This window comes from Kitasatospora sp. NPDC022856 (genome assembly GCF_055561235.1).
Map to the genome: position 1 here is coordinate 16,658 of NZ_JBVHHE010000046.1, position 18,896 is coordinate 35,553.

Genomic DNA, 18,896 nt, shown 5'->3' on the forward strand with positions numbered 1-18,896 from the left:
CGCCGCTCAGGCGCGCAGCAGCGCGGCGAGAGCGGCGGGGGTCGGGTGCTTGAACACGTCGGCGAGTTCGAGGTTCCTGCCGGTGAGCTCTTCGACCCGCTGCGCCAGGACGGCCGCGAGCAGCGAGTGGCCGCCCGAGTCGAAGAAGTTCGTCTGTGCCGTGGCGCCGGTGCTCAGCAGCTGCCCCCAGATCCCGACGAGGCTGCGGACGAGCGCGTCGTCCTCCGCCGGGTCCGGCCGGTCGGTGCCCTGCTCGACGGCCTTGCGGGCCAGCGCGCGGAGGGCCTCGTGGTCGGGGCGGCCGTCCGGTGTCCTGGGCAGCGCGGCCAGGCGGACGAACAGCCGGGACCCGGTGGGGGCGCCGGTGTCGGTGGCCGTGCCCGGGGCAACGGCCGGGTCGGCGACTGTCCCGGGGGCCGGGTCGGTGGACGCCTCGGTGGTCGTCTCGGTGGTCGTCTCGGCGAAGGCGACGACGGTGTGCCCGCCGTCGGGCCGCGGCACGGCCAGCGCGGCGGCCGCCGTCACCCCGGCCCGGCCGAGCAGGTCGGCCTCCACGCGGCCGAGGTCGACCGGGCCGTCCTCGGTGGTGACCCGGCGGTCGGCCCGGCCGAGCCACTCGATCGCCCCGTCGGACCGCCGGCGGGCGAGTTCGCCGGTGCGGTGGTGGCGCCCGTACCGTGCGTCGGTCGCGACCGCCGGACCGTCCGGCCCGCTCGGGGCCGCAGCCGTTCCCGCGAGGCGGAGTTCACCGCGCAGTCCGACGGGCAGCTCGCGCCCGTCGGGGGCGGTGACGACGGCCCGGGTGCCGGCCACCGGCCGCCCCCGGGTCAGCCCGTCGGGCCTCTCCACCCGGCCGGACAGCACCCAGCCGGTGGTCCCCGGAATGCCGAGGCCGCTGTGCAGTCGGCAGCCGCCCGCGAGGAGCCGCTCCGCCACCTCGGCGGTCAGCTCGTCGCCCCTGGCCAGCACCGTCAGTCCGGGCAACTGCCCGGCCGGGTCCGCCAGGAGTCGGGCCGGGGTGCCCGGCGGGACGACGGCGACGGTCGCGTCGAGCCCGTCGACGGCGGCCCGGAGGGCGGTCGCGTCGGTCCGGGCGCCATCGGGCAGGACCACGCAGCGGCCGCCCGCGCCCAGCGCCAGGAAGGTCTCGAAGAGCGCGTCGAAGCCGGCCGGCGCGGCGAGCGTCGGCACACCGGTGCCGGGCCCGACGCCGAGCTCGGCCGCGAAGTGGCCGACCGCGTCCGCGAGGCCCGCGTGGCTGAGCACGGTGGCGACCGGTTCTCCGGCCTCCCCGCAGGTGTAGAACACGCAGGCGGGCGCGGTCGGTTCGCCGTCCGCGTCCGGTCCGGCGGCACCGGGCGCGGGGGCGGGCGCAGGGGCGTCGGCCGACGTCAGGACCGGCGGCAGGTCGGCGTCGTCGGGCAGCCGGACACCCGTCCCTGTGAGGACGGCCTTCGCCCGCGCGTGGGTGAGCTGCCGGGTCAGCCAGGACGGGTCGTGTCCGGCGTCGAGCGGCAGGCAGACGGCGCCGGCCCGCCAGACGCCGAGGGCGGCGGCCGCGGCCTCGCGCCGCGGCACGGCGATCGCCACCGTGTCGCCCGGCCCGATGCCGGCACCGGCCAGCAGCGCGCGGACGGCGGATGCCGCCCCGTCCACCTGCCGGTAGTCGACGCCGTGGTCGCCGTCGGTCACGGCCGGGGCCTCGGGTGTCTTCTCCGCCCAGGCCCGGAACGCCGCGGGCACCGTCGGGCGCACGGCCGGGGCGGCCGTCCCGTCGGCCCGGTCGACGGCCCGGCGGTCGGCGTCGCTCCAGCCCGCCGTCCCGGCGAGCGGCCGGTCCGGGTCCTGCGCGGCCGCGACCAGCAGGGCGTCGAACCGGTCCAGCATCGCCTCGACCTCGGCCGGGGCCAGCGTCTCGGAGTGGCGGAACACGATCTCCGCCCGGGACGGCGAGCCGACCAGCTCCAGGTCGAACTTGCTGTGCGGGTTCTCCACCGTCAGCACCCGGGCCGCCATGCCGCCGACCGACAGCTCGCCGGCCGGCGCCTCGGGCAGGAAGTTGAACAGGTGGCGGAAGAGCTGGGTCTGCCAGGACGTACCGATCCCCGGCAGCTCCCCGGTCAGCTCGTCGACCGGGGTGTCGGCGTGCGCCATCGCCCCGAGGAACGCGTCCCGGGCCTGCCGGGCCAGCGCCCGGAAGCCCTCGGCGAGGTCCACCCGGATCCGGATCGGCACGACGTTGACGTGGTAGCCGATGGCGGCGGTGTTCGCCCCGCGGACGTTGACCGGGGAGCCGATGACGAGGTCCGGTCCGGCGCCGTGCGCCGCGAGGAGGGCCGCGTAGGCGGCCAGCATCACCGCGCCGAGCGGCGCCCTGACCGCGCGCTGCAACTGCAGCACGGCCTGCTGCGCCCCGGGGGAGAGCGCGCGGCTCGCGGTCTCGCCCCGCAGCCGCGGCTGCCGGTCGCGCGGGGTGCCGCACCACAGCTCCAGCCCGGCCGGGTCGAAGCCCTCCAGGGTCTCCCGCCAGTAGGCGAGGTCGGCGGGCCGCGGCTCGGGCTCGGCGAGCGCCGGGGCCGGTGCGGTCGCCTGCGGCGGCACCGGCCGGCCCGCCGCGACCGCGTCGTAGACCGGGATGAACGCCTGGAGGAACAGGGCCACCGAGACCATGTCGAAGACCAGGTGGTGCACGGCCACGCAGAGCACGTCGCCGTCCGGACGGACGGCGTGCCCGATCCTGACCAGCGGCCGGCCGTCGAGCCGGAACGGCCGGTCCGCGAACGCGGTCAGCTGCCGCTCCACCGGGTCGCCCGACAGGTCGAGCGGCTCGATCTCCACGGCGAACCCGCTCGCGGGGACGACCTCCTTGACCAGGTCCGCCCCGGTGGTGCGGTAGACGGTCCGCAGCACCTCGTACCGGCCGACCACGATCGCCAGGGCCGCCCGCAGCGCGTCCGGCCGCAGCCGCCCGCTCACCTGGAGGGCCAGCCCCAGGTTGTTGACCCCGGTCTCCGGGACCAGCTGCTCCAGCAGCCAGAGGGCCTTCTCCTTGCTCGTCGTCGCGGTCGGCGCCGAGGTCGTCGGTGCGTTCGTCGTCGGGGTAGTCGGGGCGCTCGTCGGTGCGTTCGCGCGGTCCGGTTCCGGCGGCCGGCCGGACGCGCCCAGGTCGGAGTTCATCGCCCTCAGAATTCGGCGTTGTCGAGGAGGAGCCGGACCGTCGAGTCGTCCCGCAGGAGGTCGACGTGGCCGATCTCCAGCGAGAGCCGCCGGCCCAGCACCTTGCTGGCGTTGACCACCGTCGCCGCGCCGGTCCGCTCCAGCTCCGCGTAGTCGGAGGAGGTGACGGCGAGCGCCTCGCCCCAGGCCCGGCTCGGGTCGATCTGGGAGGCGGCGGAGAGCCACGTCATGTACGACTCGAAGAGCAGCACGACCTCGTCCCGGCGGGCGTCGGCGAGACCGATCCGCCGGAAGGCGATGGAGGCCATCTCGCGGTAGAGGCCGACGATCTCCACGGCGGCGTCGAGCAGGCCGATCGACGGGGTCCCGACGATCTCGGCGGCCCGCTCGCGGGCGTGCTCCGCCTCCTCCGCGGTGAAGACCGGGCCGGCCAGCGCGATCATCTTGTGGATCTCGGACTCCAGCAGCTGCAGGTCGGTGACCTGCGGGTCGAACAGGACCACCTTGGGCGCCGTGCCCTGACGCTGCGCCAGGCGGTCGGCGATCTCACCGGCGTAGACGCCGCCGACGCAGTAGCCGAGCACGGCCACCACCTCGTACTTCTCCCACTCGCCGGCGTTCAGCCAGTGCTCGGTGTAGTAGTCGCCGGCCGGGCGGTCGGCCAGGCGGACCGGCGGGGGCGTGGTCTGCAGGAACCCGTGCCCGGCCCAGGCCGGGCCCATCTTCCGTGCGAGGTCCTCGAATCCGGCCTCGCGCCGCCCGGCGGCGGGGAAATCGATTCCGAGAACAAGGGACTTCGACGTCGGGGCGGTTATGACGCTCCAGGCGTTCTCGTTCGGCACTTTCTCATCCCATCTTCGGAGTCGGACGGCTGGTTTCCCTGCGGCACAGCCCGTGGAACATTTCCTCGAAGAACCGGTCGGACACCGGCACGGCCCCGGAGCGCCGGGGGCCGCTCATCGGCCCCCGGCTCATGGCCCGTCGGCTCATTGCCCGTCGGCGCTTTCCCGGAGGACCGCCGTCAGCTCGCCGAGCAGGAAATCCGCGATCGCTTCCGGCAGATAGAGGTCATAGATGAAGCCCTCCGGCAGCTTAAGGCCGGTCAGCCCGGTAATTCTTTCCCGCAGTTGAACGGCCGACATGGACGTCATGCCCATCTCGAACACGTCGCCGTTCGGGCGGACCGAATCGACCGACGCGTAGCCGAGCATCGTGGCGATCTCCTGGCGGAGCAGGTCGAGCACCAGCTCCCGCTGCTCGGCCTCGCCGAGGCCGGCCAGCTGCCGGAGCCAGTCGAGGTCACCGGAGCCGTCGGCGGGCCCGTCGGGGCCGTCGAGCTGCGCCTGCTCGCGTTCCTGCTGACGCCAGGTCGAGAGCCGCGCCAGCACCGTGCCCAGCGGCATGTCCTCCCGCAACGGCTCGGCCAGGCCGAGGACTTCGGCCAGAGCGGCCATGTCCCCGCCCTCCAGAGCGGCCCAGAAGCGCTGCTCGCCCGGGGTGGCGGAGCCGGCCGCGACCGGTTCCGCGCCGGGCCTGCGGGCCGGCGGCTGCGGCCAGTAGGGCTGTCGCTGGAACGCGTACGTCGGCAGGTCGACGCGGCGCCCGCCGCCCAGGACCGCGGCCCAGTCCACGGGGACGCCGAGGACGTGGAGGGCGGCCAGACCGGATGTGAACGACCGCAGGCCCCCTTCCCCGTGGCGCAGCGTCCCGGTGACGGTGGCGCCCGCCCCGGCCCGCAGGCCCCGGTCGTCCAGGGCCCGGGCGAGGGCCGCGGTGAGCACCGGGTCGGCGCTGACCTCGATGTACGCACCGAAGCCGCCGTCGGCCAGGGCCGCCGCCAACTCCTCGGCCGGCAGGGTGTCCTGCGGGCTCCGGACCCAGTGGTCGGCGCCCAGTCCGGCGCCCTCGGCCCAGGCCATCGCCCGGGTGGAGAACAGCGGCACCGTGCCCGCCCGCGGGCGGACGGCGGCGAGTTCCGCCCGGTCGGCGGCCGCGCCGGCCGCCGACCGGCCGGTCAGCACCGCGATCCGGGCCGCGTCCGCCGGTGACAGCACACCGGCCACCTGGGCGGCCGCGACCTCGCCCACCGCGTGGCCCGCGACGGCCGCCGGGTGGACGCCCGCCGAGCGCCACAGCGCGGCCAGCGACACCATCACCGCCCAGAGCACCGGCTGGAAGACCTCGGGGCGGTCGAGCGCCGGACCGGCCGGGCCCTCCCGCAGCACCTCGGTGACCTTCCAGTCGACGTACGGGGCCAGGTCCCGCTCGCACGCGGCGATCCGGTCCGCGAAGACCGGCGCCTCGTCCAGCAGCGCGGCGGCGCAGCCGAGCCACCGGGACTCGCTGCCGGGGAAGACGAACACGGGCCGGTGGCCCGCCGTCGCGGTGCCGGTCAGCACGTCCCTGGTGGGCACGCCGGCGGCGGCCACCGCGAGGCCCGCGAGCAGGCCGTCCCGGTCCGCGCCCAGTACGACCGCCCGGTGGTCGAAGACCGTGCGCGTGGTGGCCAGGGAGAACCCGATGTCCACCGGGTCCGCGTCCGGCCGGTCGAGGAGGAAGTCGCGCAGCCGCCCGGCCTGGGCCCGCAGCGCCTCCTCGGTCCGCCCGGACAGCACCCACGGCACCACCGCCGGCGCTGCCGACGGGGCGACGGGCGCGGCCGGCGCGGGGGCCTCCTCCACGATGACGTGCGCGTTGGTACCGCTGATCCCGAACGAGGAGACGCCCGCCCGGCGCGGCCGCCCGTTCGGCTGCCACGGCACCGGCTCGGTCAGCAGCCGCACCCGGCCCTCCGTCCAGTCGACCTGCGGCGTGGGCTCGTCGACGTGCAGCGTGGCGGGCATCCGGCCGTGCCGCAGGGCGAGCACCATCTTGATCACTCCGGCGATGCCGGCCGCGGCCTGGGTGTGTCCGATGTTGGACTTCACCGACCCCAGCCAGAGCGGCCGGTCCTCCGGCCGGTCCTGGCCGTAGGTGGCCAGCAGCGCCTGGGCCTCGATCGGGTCGCCCAGCCTGGTGCCCGTGCCGTGCGCCTCCACCACGTCGACCTCGTCGGCGCCGACGCCGGCGTTGGCCAGCGCGGCCCGGATCACCCGCTGCTGCGAGGGCCCGTTGGGGGCGGTCAGACCGTTGGACGCACCGTCCTGGTTGGTCGCGCTGCCCCGCAGCACCGCGAGCACCCGGTGCCCGTTGCGCTGCGCGTCGGACAGCCGCTCGACCACCAGCACGCCCGCGCCCTCGGCGAAGCCGGTGCCGTCCGCCGCGGCGGCGAACGCCTTGCAGCGGCCGTCCGGGGCCAGCCCGCGCTGGCGGGAGAACTCGACGAACGTCCCCGGCGTGGCCATGATCGTCACGCCCCCGGCGAGCGCCATCGTGCACTCGCCGGACCGCAGTGCCTGGGCCGCCAGGTGCAGCGCCACCAGCGCCGACGAGCACGCCGTGTCGACCGTGACCGCCGGCCCCTCCAGGCCGAAGGTGTAGGCCAGCCGGCCGGACAGGATGCTGGTCGCGATCCCGGTCATCAGGTGGCCCTCCGCCTCCGCGCCGCCGTGCGCCAGCACGCTCATCTCGTAGCCGGAGGTGTAGCCGCCCACGAAGGTGCCGGTCTGGCTGCCGCGCAGGGACACCGGGTCGATCCCGGCCCCCTCGATGGCCTCCCAGGACAGCTCCAGGAGCAGCCGCTGCTGCGGGTCCATGGCCAGCGCCTCACGCGGGCTGATCTCGAAGAACCCGGCGTCGAAGGCGCTGGCGTCCTGTACGAACCCGCCCGCCTGGGTGTACGAGGTGCCGATGTGCGCGGCGTCCGGGTCGTAGAGGGAGTCCAGGTCCCAGCCGCGGTCGGCGGGGAACGGCGAGATCGCGTCCTGCCCCTCGGAGATCATCCGCCAGAGGTCCTCGGGCCCCGTCACACCGCCCGGGAACCGGCAGCTCATGCCGACGATCGCGATCGGCTCGTCGTGGACCGCCGCCCCGACCGGGGCCGGCGGTGCCACGGCTGCCGAGGCTCCGCCGCCGAGCCGGCCCCGCAGGTGCCCGGCCAGCACGGCCGGGTTGGGGTAGTCGAAGACCAGGGTGGCCGGCAGCCGCAGTCCGGTCCCGGTGGTGAGGCGGTTGCGCAACTGGACGGCGGTGAGCGAGTCGAAGCCCAGGTCGGTGAAGGCCCGGCCGGGCTCGACGGCCTCGGCGGAGCTGTGCCCCAGCACGGCCGCCACGTGGGCCCGGACCAGGTCCAGCAGCATCCGGTCTCCGTCTGCGGCGGGCAGTGCGGCGAGCCGCTGCCGCAGCGAGTCCGCGCCCGCCCCGTCGGAGGCGGCGGCGGTGCGCCGGGCCGGTCGGCCGGCCAGTGCCCGCCAGAGCGGCGGGACGTCACCGGTGCGGCCGGCCTGGGCCCGGAGCCCGGCCAGGTCCAGCTTGGCCGGGACCAGCACCGCCTCGTCCCTGGCGAGCGCCAGGTCCATCAGGGCCAGGCCCTCGGCCGCGCTCAGCCCGCTGGTCCCGCTCCGGGTCATCCGGGACCGCTCGGCGTCGGTGAGCTGCCCGGTCAGGCCGCTGACCTCCGCCCAGAGGCCCCAGGCCAGCGAGGTGCCGGGCAGTCCGGCCGCCCGCCGGTCGGCCGCCAGCGCGTCCAGGAACGCGTTGGCCGCCACGTAGTTGCCCTGACCCGGGACGCCGAACGTCGCCGCGGCCGAGGAGAACAGCACGAACTGCTCCAGATCCAGCTTCCGGGTGAGCTCGTGCAGGTGCCAGGCGCCGTCGGCCTTCGGCCGCATCACCGCGGCCACCCGCTCGGGCGTCAGCGACGAAATCGTCCCGTCGTCGAGCACTCCGGCGGTGTGGATCACGCTCCGCAGCGGACGCCCCGCCGGAATCGCCGCCAGCAGCGCGGCCAGCGCCTCACGGTCCGCCGTGTCACAGGCGACCACGTCCACCGACGCACCCGACCGCGCCAACTCCGCCGCCAGCACGGCCACCCCGGCGGCGGCCGGACCGGAACGGCTGGTCAGCACCAGACCGTCCGCCCGCCCCGTGGTCACCAGATGCCGCGCGACCAGACCGCCCAGCGTGCCCGTGCCACCCGTCACCAGCGCCGTCCGCCCGGTCTGTCGGCCCGGCAGCTGTTCAACTGCCTCCGTGGAACGGGATGGACGCGTCAGCCGCCGTGCGTGGGCCAGGGTGCCGCGAACGGCGAGTTCCGGCTCGCCGGTGGCGAGTGCCGTCGGGAGGAGGGCGATCTGCTCGGCGCCCGCGCCGGTCGGCAGGTCGACCAGGACGAGCCGGCCGGGGTTCTCCGACTGCGCCGAGCGCAGCAGGCCCCAGACGGCGGCGGCGGGCAGATCGGCGATCCGCTCCCCGGCCGCGGCAGCGACGGCTCCCCGGGTGACGACCACCAGCCGGGCCTCGGCCAGACGCTCCTCGGCCAGCCAGGTCTGGGCCAGGGCCAGGGCGTCGCCGGTCGCCCGGCGGGCGGCCTCGGCCGCGTTGTCGCCCTCCGCCTGGTCACCGGCGCAGGCCAGCACCAGGGCGGGCTCGATCTCCCCCGCCTCGGTGGCGGCGGCCAGGCCTGCCAGGTCCGTGAACGAGCGGACCGGAACGCCGGAGGCCTCCAGCGCCTCGGCGAGGCCGAAGCGGTCGGCGCCGATCAACGCCCACGCCCCGACCGGAGCCTCGGCAGCGCTCACCACGGCCCACTCGACGGTGAACAGGGCATCCGCCACCCCGGCATCGTTCGACCGGAATTGCTCGGCCGACACCGGACGAGTGATCAGCGACTCGACGGAGACCACCGGAGCACCCGTGGCATCCGCCGCCGACAGCACCAGACTGCCCTGCGCATCACGGCGCAGCCGGGCCCGCAACACGGACGCACCCGCCGCGTGCAGCTCGACACCCGTCCACGCGAACGGCAACCGCACCTCGTCCCCGGCCTCCGACACCAGGGCGCTGGCCTGCAACACGCCGTCCAGCAGCGCCGGGTGCAGACCGAACGCACCCGCATCGGCGGCCACCGAGTCCGGCAGCACGACCTCCGCGAAGACCTCGTCGCCCCGGCGCCAGGCGGCCCGCAAGCCCTGGAACGCCGGCCCGTAGCCGTACAGGCCGTCGGCCGCGGCCTCGTACATACCGCTGACGTCCACCGCCGTGGCCCCGCGCGGAGGCCAGACCGCGAAGTCCTCCTCCGCGACCGGCGCCTCCCCGGCGGGAGCGAGGACGCCGTCGGCGTGCTGCGTCCACTCCTCCTGCCCGTCGGGGCGGGAGAACACCTCGACCGTCCGACGGCCCTCGGAGTCCGCCTCGGCCAGCACCACCTGGACCTGCACCCCGCCGCCGTCGGCGGGCAGCACCAGCGGCGCCTGGAGCGTCAGCTCCTCCAGCAGGCCGCAACCGAGTTCGTCACCGGCCCGGACCACCATCTCGACGAAGCCGGTCCCCGGCAGTAGCACCGCCCCACCGATCGCGTGATCGGCCAGCCACGGGTGCGTCCGCACGGACAGCCGCCCGGTGCAGACCAGGCCCGCACCACCGGCCAGCTCGACCGCCGCACCCAGCAGCGGGTGACCGACCGCACCCAGACCCAGCGACACCGCGTCCCCGCCCAGAGCCGGTCCGGCCGCACGCGGCCAGTACCGCTCGTGCTGGAAGGCGTACGTCGGCAGCTCGACCCGCTCGGCGGCGGGGAGGACGGAAGTCCACTCCACGGAGGCGCCGTTGACGAAGGCCTCGGCGAGCGAGGTGACCAGCCGGGTCACGCCGCCCTCGTCACGGCGCAGCGTGCCGCAGACCGCGGCGGGCACGATGCCCGGGCCGGCCTCCTGGGCGATCTCTTCGAGCGTGTCGTTCATCGCGCCCAGCAGCACCGGGTGCGGAGTCACCTCGACGAACAGCTGGTGCCCCTGACCGGCGAGCGTGCGCACCGCGCGGTCGAAGTGCACCGTCGCCCGCAGGCTGCCGTACCAGTAGGCGGCGTCCAACTCCTCGCCGGTGAGCGTCCCACCGGTCATCGCCGAGACCATCGGGATCCGGCCCCGGCGCGGCGCGATACCGGCCAGGACCTCGGTGATCTCCGCTTCGAGGCGGTCCACCTGCGCCGAGTGCGAGGCGTAGTCCACCGCGACCATCCGAGCCCGGACACCCTCCGCCTCGAACTCCGCCTTCAACTCCTCCAGGGCCTCGGGCTCACCCGAAACCACCACCGCCGACGGCCCGTTGACCGCCGCCAGCGACAGCCGCTCACCGAACCGGGCGATCCGCTCCTCCACCACCGCGGCACTCCGGCTCACCGACAACATCCCGCCGAGCCCGGCCAGCACCTTCAACGACCGCGAACGCAGCGCCACCACCCGGGCGCCGTCATCCAGCGACAGCATCCCGGCCACCGTCGCCGCCGCGATCTCACCCTGCGAGTGACCGACCACGGCGTCCGGCGCGACGCCCGCTGCCTCCCAGACCGCCGCCAGCGACACCATCACCGCCCACAACGCCGGCTGGACGACATCCGCCGCCGTCAACTCCGGCACACCCGCCAGGACATCGGCCAGCGACCAGTCCACATACGGCGCCAGCGCCGCCTCGCACTCCGCCAACCGCGCCGCGAACACCGGGCTCGACAGGGCCAGTTCACGGCCCATCCCCACCCACTGCGAACCCTGCCCCGCGAACGCGAACACCACCCGCGCACCCGGCCGCGCCACACCCGACACCACCGACCCCGACGGCACACCGGCCGCCAGACTCTCCAACCCGGCCACCAGCTCGCCGCGCCCGCCACCCAGCACGACCGCCCGGTGCTCGAACACCGACCGCGTCGTCGCCAGCGACCACGCCACCTCCGCCGGCTCCACCGACGGCCGCGCCGACACCCACGCGTGCAGCCGCTCCGCCTGCGCCGTCAGCCCCTGGGCGGAACGCCCCGAGACCGCCCAGGCCCCGACCCCGCCGGGTTCGACCACCGACGGGGCAGCGGCCGGCTCGACCGGCTCCGCGTCGGTCGCGGTACCGGCCTCGGCGGGCGCCTCCTCCAGCAGGACGTGCGCGTTGGTGCCGCTGATCCCGAACGAGGACACACCGGCCCGACGCGGCCGCTCCCCCACCGGCCAGGGCGCCGCCTCCGTCAGCAGCTCCACCTCACCGGCGGACCAGTCCACGTGCGGCGACGGCTCGTCCGCGTGCAGCGTCCTCGGCAGCTCCTGGTGCTGCAACGCCAGCACCATCTTGATCACACCCGCCACACCGGCGGCCGCCTGGGTGTGCCCGATGTTGGACTTCACCGACCCCAGCCACAGCGGCTTCTGGGCGCCACGGTCCTGACCGTAGGTCGCCAGCAGCGCCTGCGCCTCGATCGGGTCACCCAGCCTGGTACCCGTCCCGTGCGCCTCGACGGCGTCCACATCGGCGGCCGTGAGGCCGGCGTTCGCCAGCGCCGCGCGGATCACCCGCTGCTGGGACGGACCGTTCGGCGCCGTCAGACCGTTGGACGCACCGTCCTGGTTCACCGCCGAGCCGCGCACCACGGCGAGCACCCGGTGCCCGTTGCGCCGCGCGTCCGAGAGCCGCTCCAGGACCACCATGCCGGCGCCCTCGGCGAAGCCCATGCCGTCCGCGTCGGCCGAGAAGGCCTTGCAGCGGCCGTCCACCGCGAGACCGCGCTGCTGGCTGAACCCGACGATGCCGTCGGGGGTCGCCATCACGGTGGCCCCGCCGGCGAGCGCCATCGAGCACTCCCCGGCGCGGATCGCCTGGGTGGCCAGGTGCAGCGCCACGAGCGAGGACGAGCACGCGGTGTCGATGGTCACCGCCGGGCCCTCCAGGCCCAGCGTGTAGGACACCCGGCCGGACATCACGCTCGTCGCGAAGCCGGTCGTCAGGTGCCCTTCGGCTCCCTCGCCGCCGGTCGCCAGTCCGAGCCCGTAGGCCGACGCGAACCCGCCGACGAAGACGCCGGTCTGGCTGCCGCGCAGTGTCGCGGGGTCGATCCCGGCCCGCTCCAGCGCCTCCCAGGACGTCTCCAGCAGCTGACGCTGCTGCGGGTCCATCGCCAGCGCCTCACGCGGCGAGATCCCGAAGAACCCGGCGTCGAAGCCGCCGGCGTCCGCGACGAAGCCGCCCTCCTGGGTGTAGGAGGTGCCGACACTCTCGGGGTCCGGGTCGTAGAGGCCCTCCACGTTCCAGCCGCGGTCGTCCGGGAAGCGGGAGATCGCGTCCGCCCCGGTGGTGAGCAGTTGCCAGAACCCGTCGGGGTCGTTCACGTCGCCGGGGAGCCGGCAGGCCATTCCGACGATCGCGATCGGCTCGTCGGATCCCGCTTCCGCCGGGCGGACCGGCAGGAGGTCCACGGGCTGCTCGGCGTCACCGAGCAGCCGGGCCCGCAGGTGACCGGCCAGCGCGACCGGGTTGGGGTAGTCGAAGACCAGGGTGGCCGGCAGCCGCTGACCGGCCGCGGTGCCCAGGCGGTTGCGCAGTTCGACCGCGGTGAGCGAGTCGAAGCCCAGGTCGGTGAAGGCCCGGCCCGGCTCGACGGCCTCGGCGGAGCTGTGCCCCAGCACGGCCGCCACGTGGGTCCGGACCAGGTCGGTGAGCAGCCGGGTGCGCTCCTGTTCGGAGAGGCCGGCCAGCTGCCGTTGCAGCGAGTCCGCGCCGACGCCGCCCGAGGCGGCGGTCCGCCGGCCGGTCCCGGCCGTGACCAGGGCCCGCCAGAGCGGCGGGACCTCCGCGCTCCGCGTGGCCTGCGCGCGCAGCCCGGCGAGGTCCAGCCGGGTCGCCACCAGCAGCGCCTCGGAGCGGGCGGTCCCCTGGTCCAGCAGGGCCAGGCCCTCGGCCGCGCTCAGTGCCACGGCGCCACCGCGGGTCAGGCGGGCCCGGTCGGAGTCCGAGAGCTGCCCGGTCAGGCCGCTGACCTCCGCCCAGAGGCCCCAGGCCAGCGAGGTGCCGGGCAGTCCGGCCGCCCGCCGGTCGGCCGCCAGCGCGTCCAGGAACGCGTTGGCCGCCACGTAGTTGCCCTGACCCGGGACGCCGAACGTCGCCGCGGCCGAGGAGAACAGCACGAACCGGTCCAGGTCCAGCCCCAGGGTGAGCTCGTGCAGGTTCCAGGCGCCGTCGGCCTTCGGCCGCATCACCGCGGCCACCCGCTCGGGCGTCAGCGACGCGATGGTCCCGTCGTCCAGGATACCGGCGGTGTGGATCACGCTCCGCAGCGGACGCCCCGCCGGAATCGCCGCCAGCAGCGCGGCCAGCGCCTCACGGTCCGCCGTGTCACAGGCGACCACGTCCACCGACGCACCCGACCGCGCCAACTCCGCCGCCAGCACGGCCACCCCGGCGGCGGCCGGACCGGAACGGCTGGTCAGCACCAGACCGTCCGCCTGGGCCGCGGTCACCAGATGCCGCGCGACCAGACCGCCCAGCGTGCCCGTGCCACCCGTCACCAGCGCCGTCCGCCCGGATGGGCGGGGGGCGCGCAGTTCGGCGGGGACGGTCAGGACCAGCTTGCCGGTGTGGCGCGCCTGCTGCATGAAGCGGAACGCCTCACGCGCCCGCCGCACGTCCCAGGCCCGGACCGGCAGCTTCGTCAGCGTGCCGGCGGCCATCAGGTCGACGATCCGGCCGAGCATCGCGCCCATCCGCTCGGGCCCGGCCTCGCCCAGGTCGAAGGGCCGGTAGAAGACCCCCGGGTACTGGACGGCCAGGGCCTCCGCGTCCCGGAGGTCGGTGCGGCCCATCTCGACGAAGGCCCCACCGTGCGGCAGCAGCCGAAGCGAGGCGTCCGTCAGCTCGCCCGCCAGGGAGTTCACCACGATGTCCACACCCGCGCCGCCGGTGGCGGCGAGGAACTCCGCCTCGAACCCGGCGTCGCGGGACGAGGAGATGTGCGCTTCGTCCAGGCCCATCGCGGCCAGCACCGGCCACTTGGCCGGACTCGCGGTCGCGAACACCTCCAGGCCCAGGTGCCGGGCGAGCTGCACCGCCGCCATGCCGACGCCACCGGCGCCCGCGTGCACGAGCACCCGTCGGCCGGCCTCGGCCTCGGCCAGCTCCACCAGCGCGTACCAGCCCGTCATGAACGCCACGGGCACCGACGCGGCCTCGGCGAAGGTCCAGCCCTCCGGGATCCGCACCAGCTGCCGGGCGTCCGTGACCGTCACCGGCCCGAACCCGCCTGCGGCGACGCCCATCACCCGGTCGCCGACCGCGAGGCCGGTCACCTCGGGGCCGAGGTCGAGCACCGTACCCGCGAGCTCGCTGCCCATCACACCGCCGCCCGGGTACATCCCCAGGCCGATCAGCACGTCGCGGAAGTTCAGCCCGGCCGCGTGGACCGCCACCCGGACCTGTCCGGTCTCCAGCGGGTCGCCCGTCTGCGGCGCCGGCGCCGGTGTCAGCCCCTCCAGTGACCCGCCGGCGTCCGGCTCCAGCCGCCACGGCCCCTCGGGCACCGCCAGCTCGCCCGCCGGGCGCGCCAGACGCCGCCCGTGGGCCTGGTCGGCGCGGACGACCAGCTCGGACTCACCGCTGCCCACCGCCGACGGCAGCACCGTGGCGGGCGCACCGGACTCACCGGCGGGCAGGTCGACCAGGACGAGTCGGCCGGGGTTCTCCGACTGCGCCGAGCGCAGCAGGCCCCAGACGGCGGCGGCAGGCAGATCGGCGACCCGCTCACCGGCCGCGGCAGCGACGGCTCCCCGGGTGACGACCACCAGCCGGGCCTCGGCCAGACGCTCCTCGGCCAGCCAGGCCTGGGCCAGGCCGAGCACCTCACCGGTCACACGCGCGGCCGCCTGCGCCGGGTTTCCACTGTCCTGGTCACCGGCGCAGGCCAGCACCAGGGCGGCCTCGATCTCCCCCGCCTCGGTGGCGGCGGCCAGGCCTGCCAGGTCCGTGAACGAGCGGACCGGAACGCCGGAGGCCTCCAGCGCCTCGGCGAGGCCGAAGCGGTCGGCGCCGATCAGCGCCCACGCCCCGACCGGAGCCTCGGCAGCGCTCAGCGGGGCCCACTCGACGGTGAACAGGGCATCCGCCACCGTCGAGGCAGCGGAGTTCAGTTGGTCGGCCGCCACCGGACGGGTGATCAGCGACTCGACGGAGACCACCGGAGCACCCGTGGCGTCCGCCGCCGTCAGCACCAGACTGCCCTGCGCATCACGGCGCAGCCGGGCCCGCAGCACGGACGCACCCGCCGCGTGCAGCTCGACGCCCGTCCACGCGAACGGCAGCCGCACCTGCCCGGAATCGCCCTCCTCGGAACCGCCGACCAGGGCGCTGGCGTGCAACACACCGTCGAGCAGCGCCGGGTGCAGACCGAACGCACCCGCATCGGCGGCCACACCCTCGGGTAGCGCCACCTCGGCGAAGACCTCGTCGCCCCGGCGCCACACCGCGCGCAGCCCCCGGAACGCCGGGCCGTAGCCGTAGGGCGTCCCGGCCAGCGCCTCGTACATACCGCTGACGTCCACCGCCGTGGCCCCACGCGGAGGCCAGACCGCGAAGTCCTCCTCGGCGAGCGCGGGTTCACCGGCGGGGGCGACCAGACCGCTCGCGTGCTGGAGCCACGCCTGCTGCGCGTCGGCGGCGTCCGGGCGGGAGAACACCTCGACCGTCCGACGGCCGTCCGCATCGGCGGCGGCCACCACGACCTGGACCTGCACCCCGGAACCGTCCGCCGGGAAGATCAGCGGCGCCTGGAGGGTCAGTTCCTCCAGCAGGCCGCAACCGAGTTCGTCACCGGCCCGGACCACCATCTCGACGAAGCCGGTCCCCGGCAGGAGCGCGACCCCGCCGACCACGTGGTCGGCCAGCCAGGGGTGCGTCCGCAGCGACAGCCGCCCGGTGCAGACCAGCCCCGCGCCGCCGGCCAGCTCGGCGGCCGCGCCCAGCAGCGGGTGACCGACCGCGCCCAGGCCGAGCGAGACCGCGTCCCCACCGAGGGACGGCGCCGCAGCCGGCGGCCAGAACTGCTCGTGCTGGAAGGCGTAGGTGGGCAGCTCCACCGACTCGGCGGCCGGGAGCACCGTGCGCCAGTCCACGGGGGCACCGTTGACGAAGGCCTCGGCGAGTGAGGCCAGCAGGCGCTGGGCCCCGCCGTCGTCGCGGCGCAGCGTGCCGCAGACGGCCGCCGGCAGCGCGGCGGAGTCCAGCGCGACCTCTTCGAGCGTGTCGTTCATCGCGCCCAGCAGCACCGGGTGCGGAGTCACCTCGACGAACAGCTGGTGCCCCTGACCCGCCAGCGTGCGCACCGCGCGGTCGAAGTGCACCGTCGCCCGCAGGCTGCCGTACCAATAGGCGGGGTCCAACTCCTCCCCGGTCAGCGTCCCACCGGTCATCGCCGAGACCATCGGCACCCGGCCCCGACGCGGAGCCACCGCCGCGAGAACCTCGGTGATCTCCGCTTCGAGACGGTCCACCTGCGCCGAGTGCGAGGCGTAGTCCACCGCGACCATCCGAGCCCGGACACCCTCCGCCTCGAACTCCGCCTTCAACTCCTCCAGGGCCTCGGGCTCACCCGAAACCACCACCGCCGACGGCCCGTTGACAGCCGCCAGCGACAGCCGCTCACCGAACCGGGCGATCCGCTCCTCGACCACCGCGGCGCTCCGGCTCACCGACAACATGCCGCCCAGGCCCGCCAGGACCTTCAACGACCGCGAACGCAGCGCCACCACCCGGGCGCCGTCCTCCAGCGACAGCATCCCGGCCACCGTCGCCGCCGCGATCTCACCCTGCGAATGCCCCACCACCGCAGCAGGCTTGACACCGGCGGCCTCCCAGACCGCCGCCAGCGACACCATCACCGCCCACAGCGCCGGCTGGACGACATCCGCCGCCGTCAACTCCGCCACACCCGCCAGGACATCGGCCAGTGACCAGTCCACATACGGCGCCAGAGCCGCCTCGCACTCCGCCAACCGCGCCGCGAACACCGGGCTCGACAGGGCCAGTTCACGGCCCATCCCCACCCACTGCGAACCCTGCCCCGCGAACGCGAACACCACCCGCGCACCCGGCCGCGCCACACCCGACACCACCGACCCCGACGGCACACCGGCCGCCAGACTCCCCAACCCGGCCACCAACTCGGCGCGCCCGCCACCCAGCACGACCGCCCGGTGCTCGAACACCGACCGCGTCGTCGCCAGCGACCACGCCACCTCCGCCGGCTCCACCGACGGCCGCGCCGACACCCACGCGTGCAGCCGCTCCGCCTGCGCCGTCAGGCCCTCGGCCGTGCGGCCCGACACCAGCCAGGCGTCCGCCCCCGACACCACCGGCGCCGTCGCCGGGGTGTCGCCCTCCTGGACCTCGGCGCCCCCGGCCGGGGCCTCCTCCAGGATGATGTGCGCGTTGGTACCGCTCAGGCCGAACGAGGACACCCCGGCCCGGCGGGCCCGCTCACCGGCCGGCCACGGCACGGCCTCGGTCAGCAGCCGGACCTCGCCTTCCGTCCAGTCGACGTGCGGCGACGGCACGTCCGCGTGCAGGGTCTTCGGCAGCTGCTCGTGCTGGAGGGCCAGCACCATCTTGATCACACCGGCGACACCCGCCGCCTGCTGGGAGTGGCCGATGTTGGACTTCACCGACCCCAGCAGCAGCGGCCGTCCCTCCGGACGGTCCTGGCCGTAGGTGGTGAGCAGCGCCTGCGCCTCGATCGGGTCGCCCAGCGTGGTGCCGGTGCCGTGCGCCTCGACCACGTCCACGTCGGCGGCCGAGATCCGCGCGTTCGCCAGGGCCGCGCGGATCACCCGCTGCTGGGACGGACCGTTCGGCGCCGTCAGACCGTTGGACGCACCGTCCTGGTTCACGGCCGAACCGCGCACCACCGCGAGCACCTTGTGCCCGTTGCGCAGCGCGTCCGACAGGCGCTCGACGACGACCATGCCGGCGCCCTCGCCCATCCCCATGCCGTCCGCGTCGGCCGAGAACGCCTTGCAACGCCCGTCCTCGGCCAGGCCGCGCTGCCGGGAGAACCCGACGAAGCCCATGGTGGTGGCCATGACCGTGACACCGCCGGCCAGCGCCAGCGAGCACTCCCCGGCGCGCACCGCCTGGCAGGCCAGGTGCAGCGCCACGAGCGACGACGAACACGCCGTGTCGACGGAGACCGCCGGCCCCTGCAGACCGAGCAGGTAGGAGATGCGGCCGGACATCACGCTGGCCGCACCACCGGTCATCAGGTGCCAGTCGAGCCCCTCCATGGTCTGCAGGGACTGGTGCGCGACGTAGTCGGAGGGGGCGACGCCGACGAACACGCCGGTCTGCGAGCCCCGGAGCGAGGCCGGGTCGACCCCGGCCCGCTCCAGCGCCTCCCAGGACGTCTCCAGCAGCAGCCGCTGCTGCGGGTCCATCGCCAGCGCCTCACGCGGCGAGATCCCGAAGAACCCGGCGTCGAAGCCGGCCGCGTCCCGCAGGAACCCGCCCTCGACCACGTAGGACGTGCCCTGGTGGTCGGGGTCGGGGTCGTAGACGCCCTCGGTGTCCCAGCCGCGGTCGTCCGGGAACCCGGAGATCGCGTCCCCGCCGGCGGCGAGCAGCTCCCACAGTTCCTCGGGGGTCGTCACGCCCCCGGGGTAGCGGCAGCTCATGCCGACGATCGCCAGCGGTTCCGAGGCCGCCGAGACGAGCTGGCGGTTCCGCTGTCGCAGCCGCTCGGTTTCCTTCACGGAGGCACGCAGCGCTTCAAGGAGCTTGTCGGCCTGTCCGGTCATCGCTGCCTCCACGCATCGAGCATCATCAAC

General features: G+C 75.5%; 3 protein-coding genes. All 3 read right to left on the reverse strand.

Annotated features, from left to right (window positions below; translation table 11 throughout):
* Positions 1 to 6: 6 nt before the first annotated feature.
* The 3 genes from ACZ34W_RS33430 to ACZ34W_RS33440 all read right to left on the reverse strand — a co-directional run bounded on the left by ACZ34W_RS33430 (position 7) and on the right by ACZ34W_RS33440 (position 18,866).
* Positions 7 to 3,177: a condensation domain-containing protein gene (locus tag ACZ34W_RS33430; protein WP_465609530.1), complete on the reverse strand. Its 3,171-nt coding sequence runs from the start codon at positions 3,175 to 3,177 to the stop codon at positions 7 to 9.
* Positions 3,178 to 3,182: 5 nt separating this feature from the next.
* On the reverse strand, positions 3,183 to 4,019 hold the full coding sequence (locus ACZ34W_RS33435; protein WP_329490246.1) for a hypothetical protein: 837 nt from the start codon (positions 4,017 to 4,019) through the stop codon (positions 3,183 to 3,185).
* A 144-nt stretch (positions 4,020 to 4,163) separates the two neighbouring features.
* The gene (locus ACZ34W_RS33440; protein WP_465609533.1) at positions 4,164 to 18,866 is read right to left on the reverse strand and encodes an SDR family NAD(P)-dependent oxidoreductase; all 14,703 of its coding nucleotides are present in this window, start codon (positions 18,864 to 18,866) and stop codon (positions 4,164 to 4,166) included.
* Between the last annotated feature and the right edge of the window lie 30 nt (positions 18,867 to 18,896).

What these genes read in the sequence shown, in the direction of transcription:
- ACZ34W_RS33440 (WP_465609533.1), bottom strand. Translation starts at nt 18,866, where the DNA reads ATGACCGGACAGGCCGACAAGCTCCTTGAAGCGCTGCGTGCCTCCGTG.
- ACZ34W_RS33430 (WP_465609530.1), bottom strand. Translation starts at nt 3,177, where the DNA reads ATGAACTCCGACCTGGGCGCGTCCGGCCGGCCGCCGGAACCGGACCGC.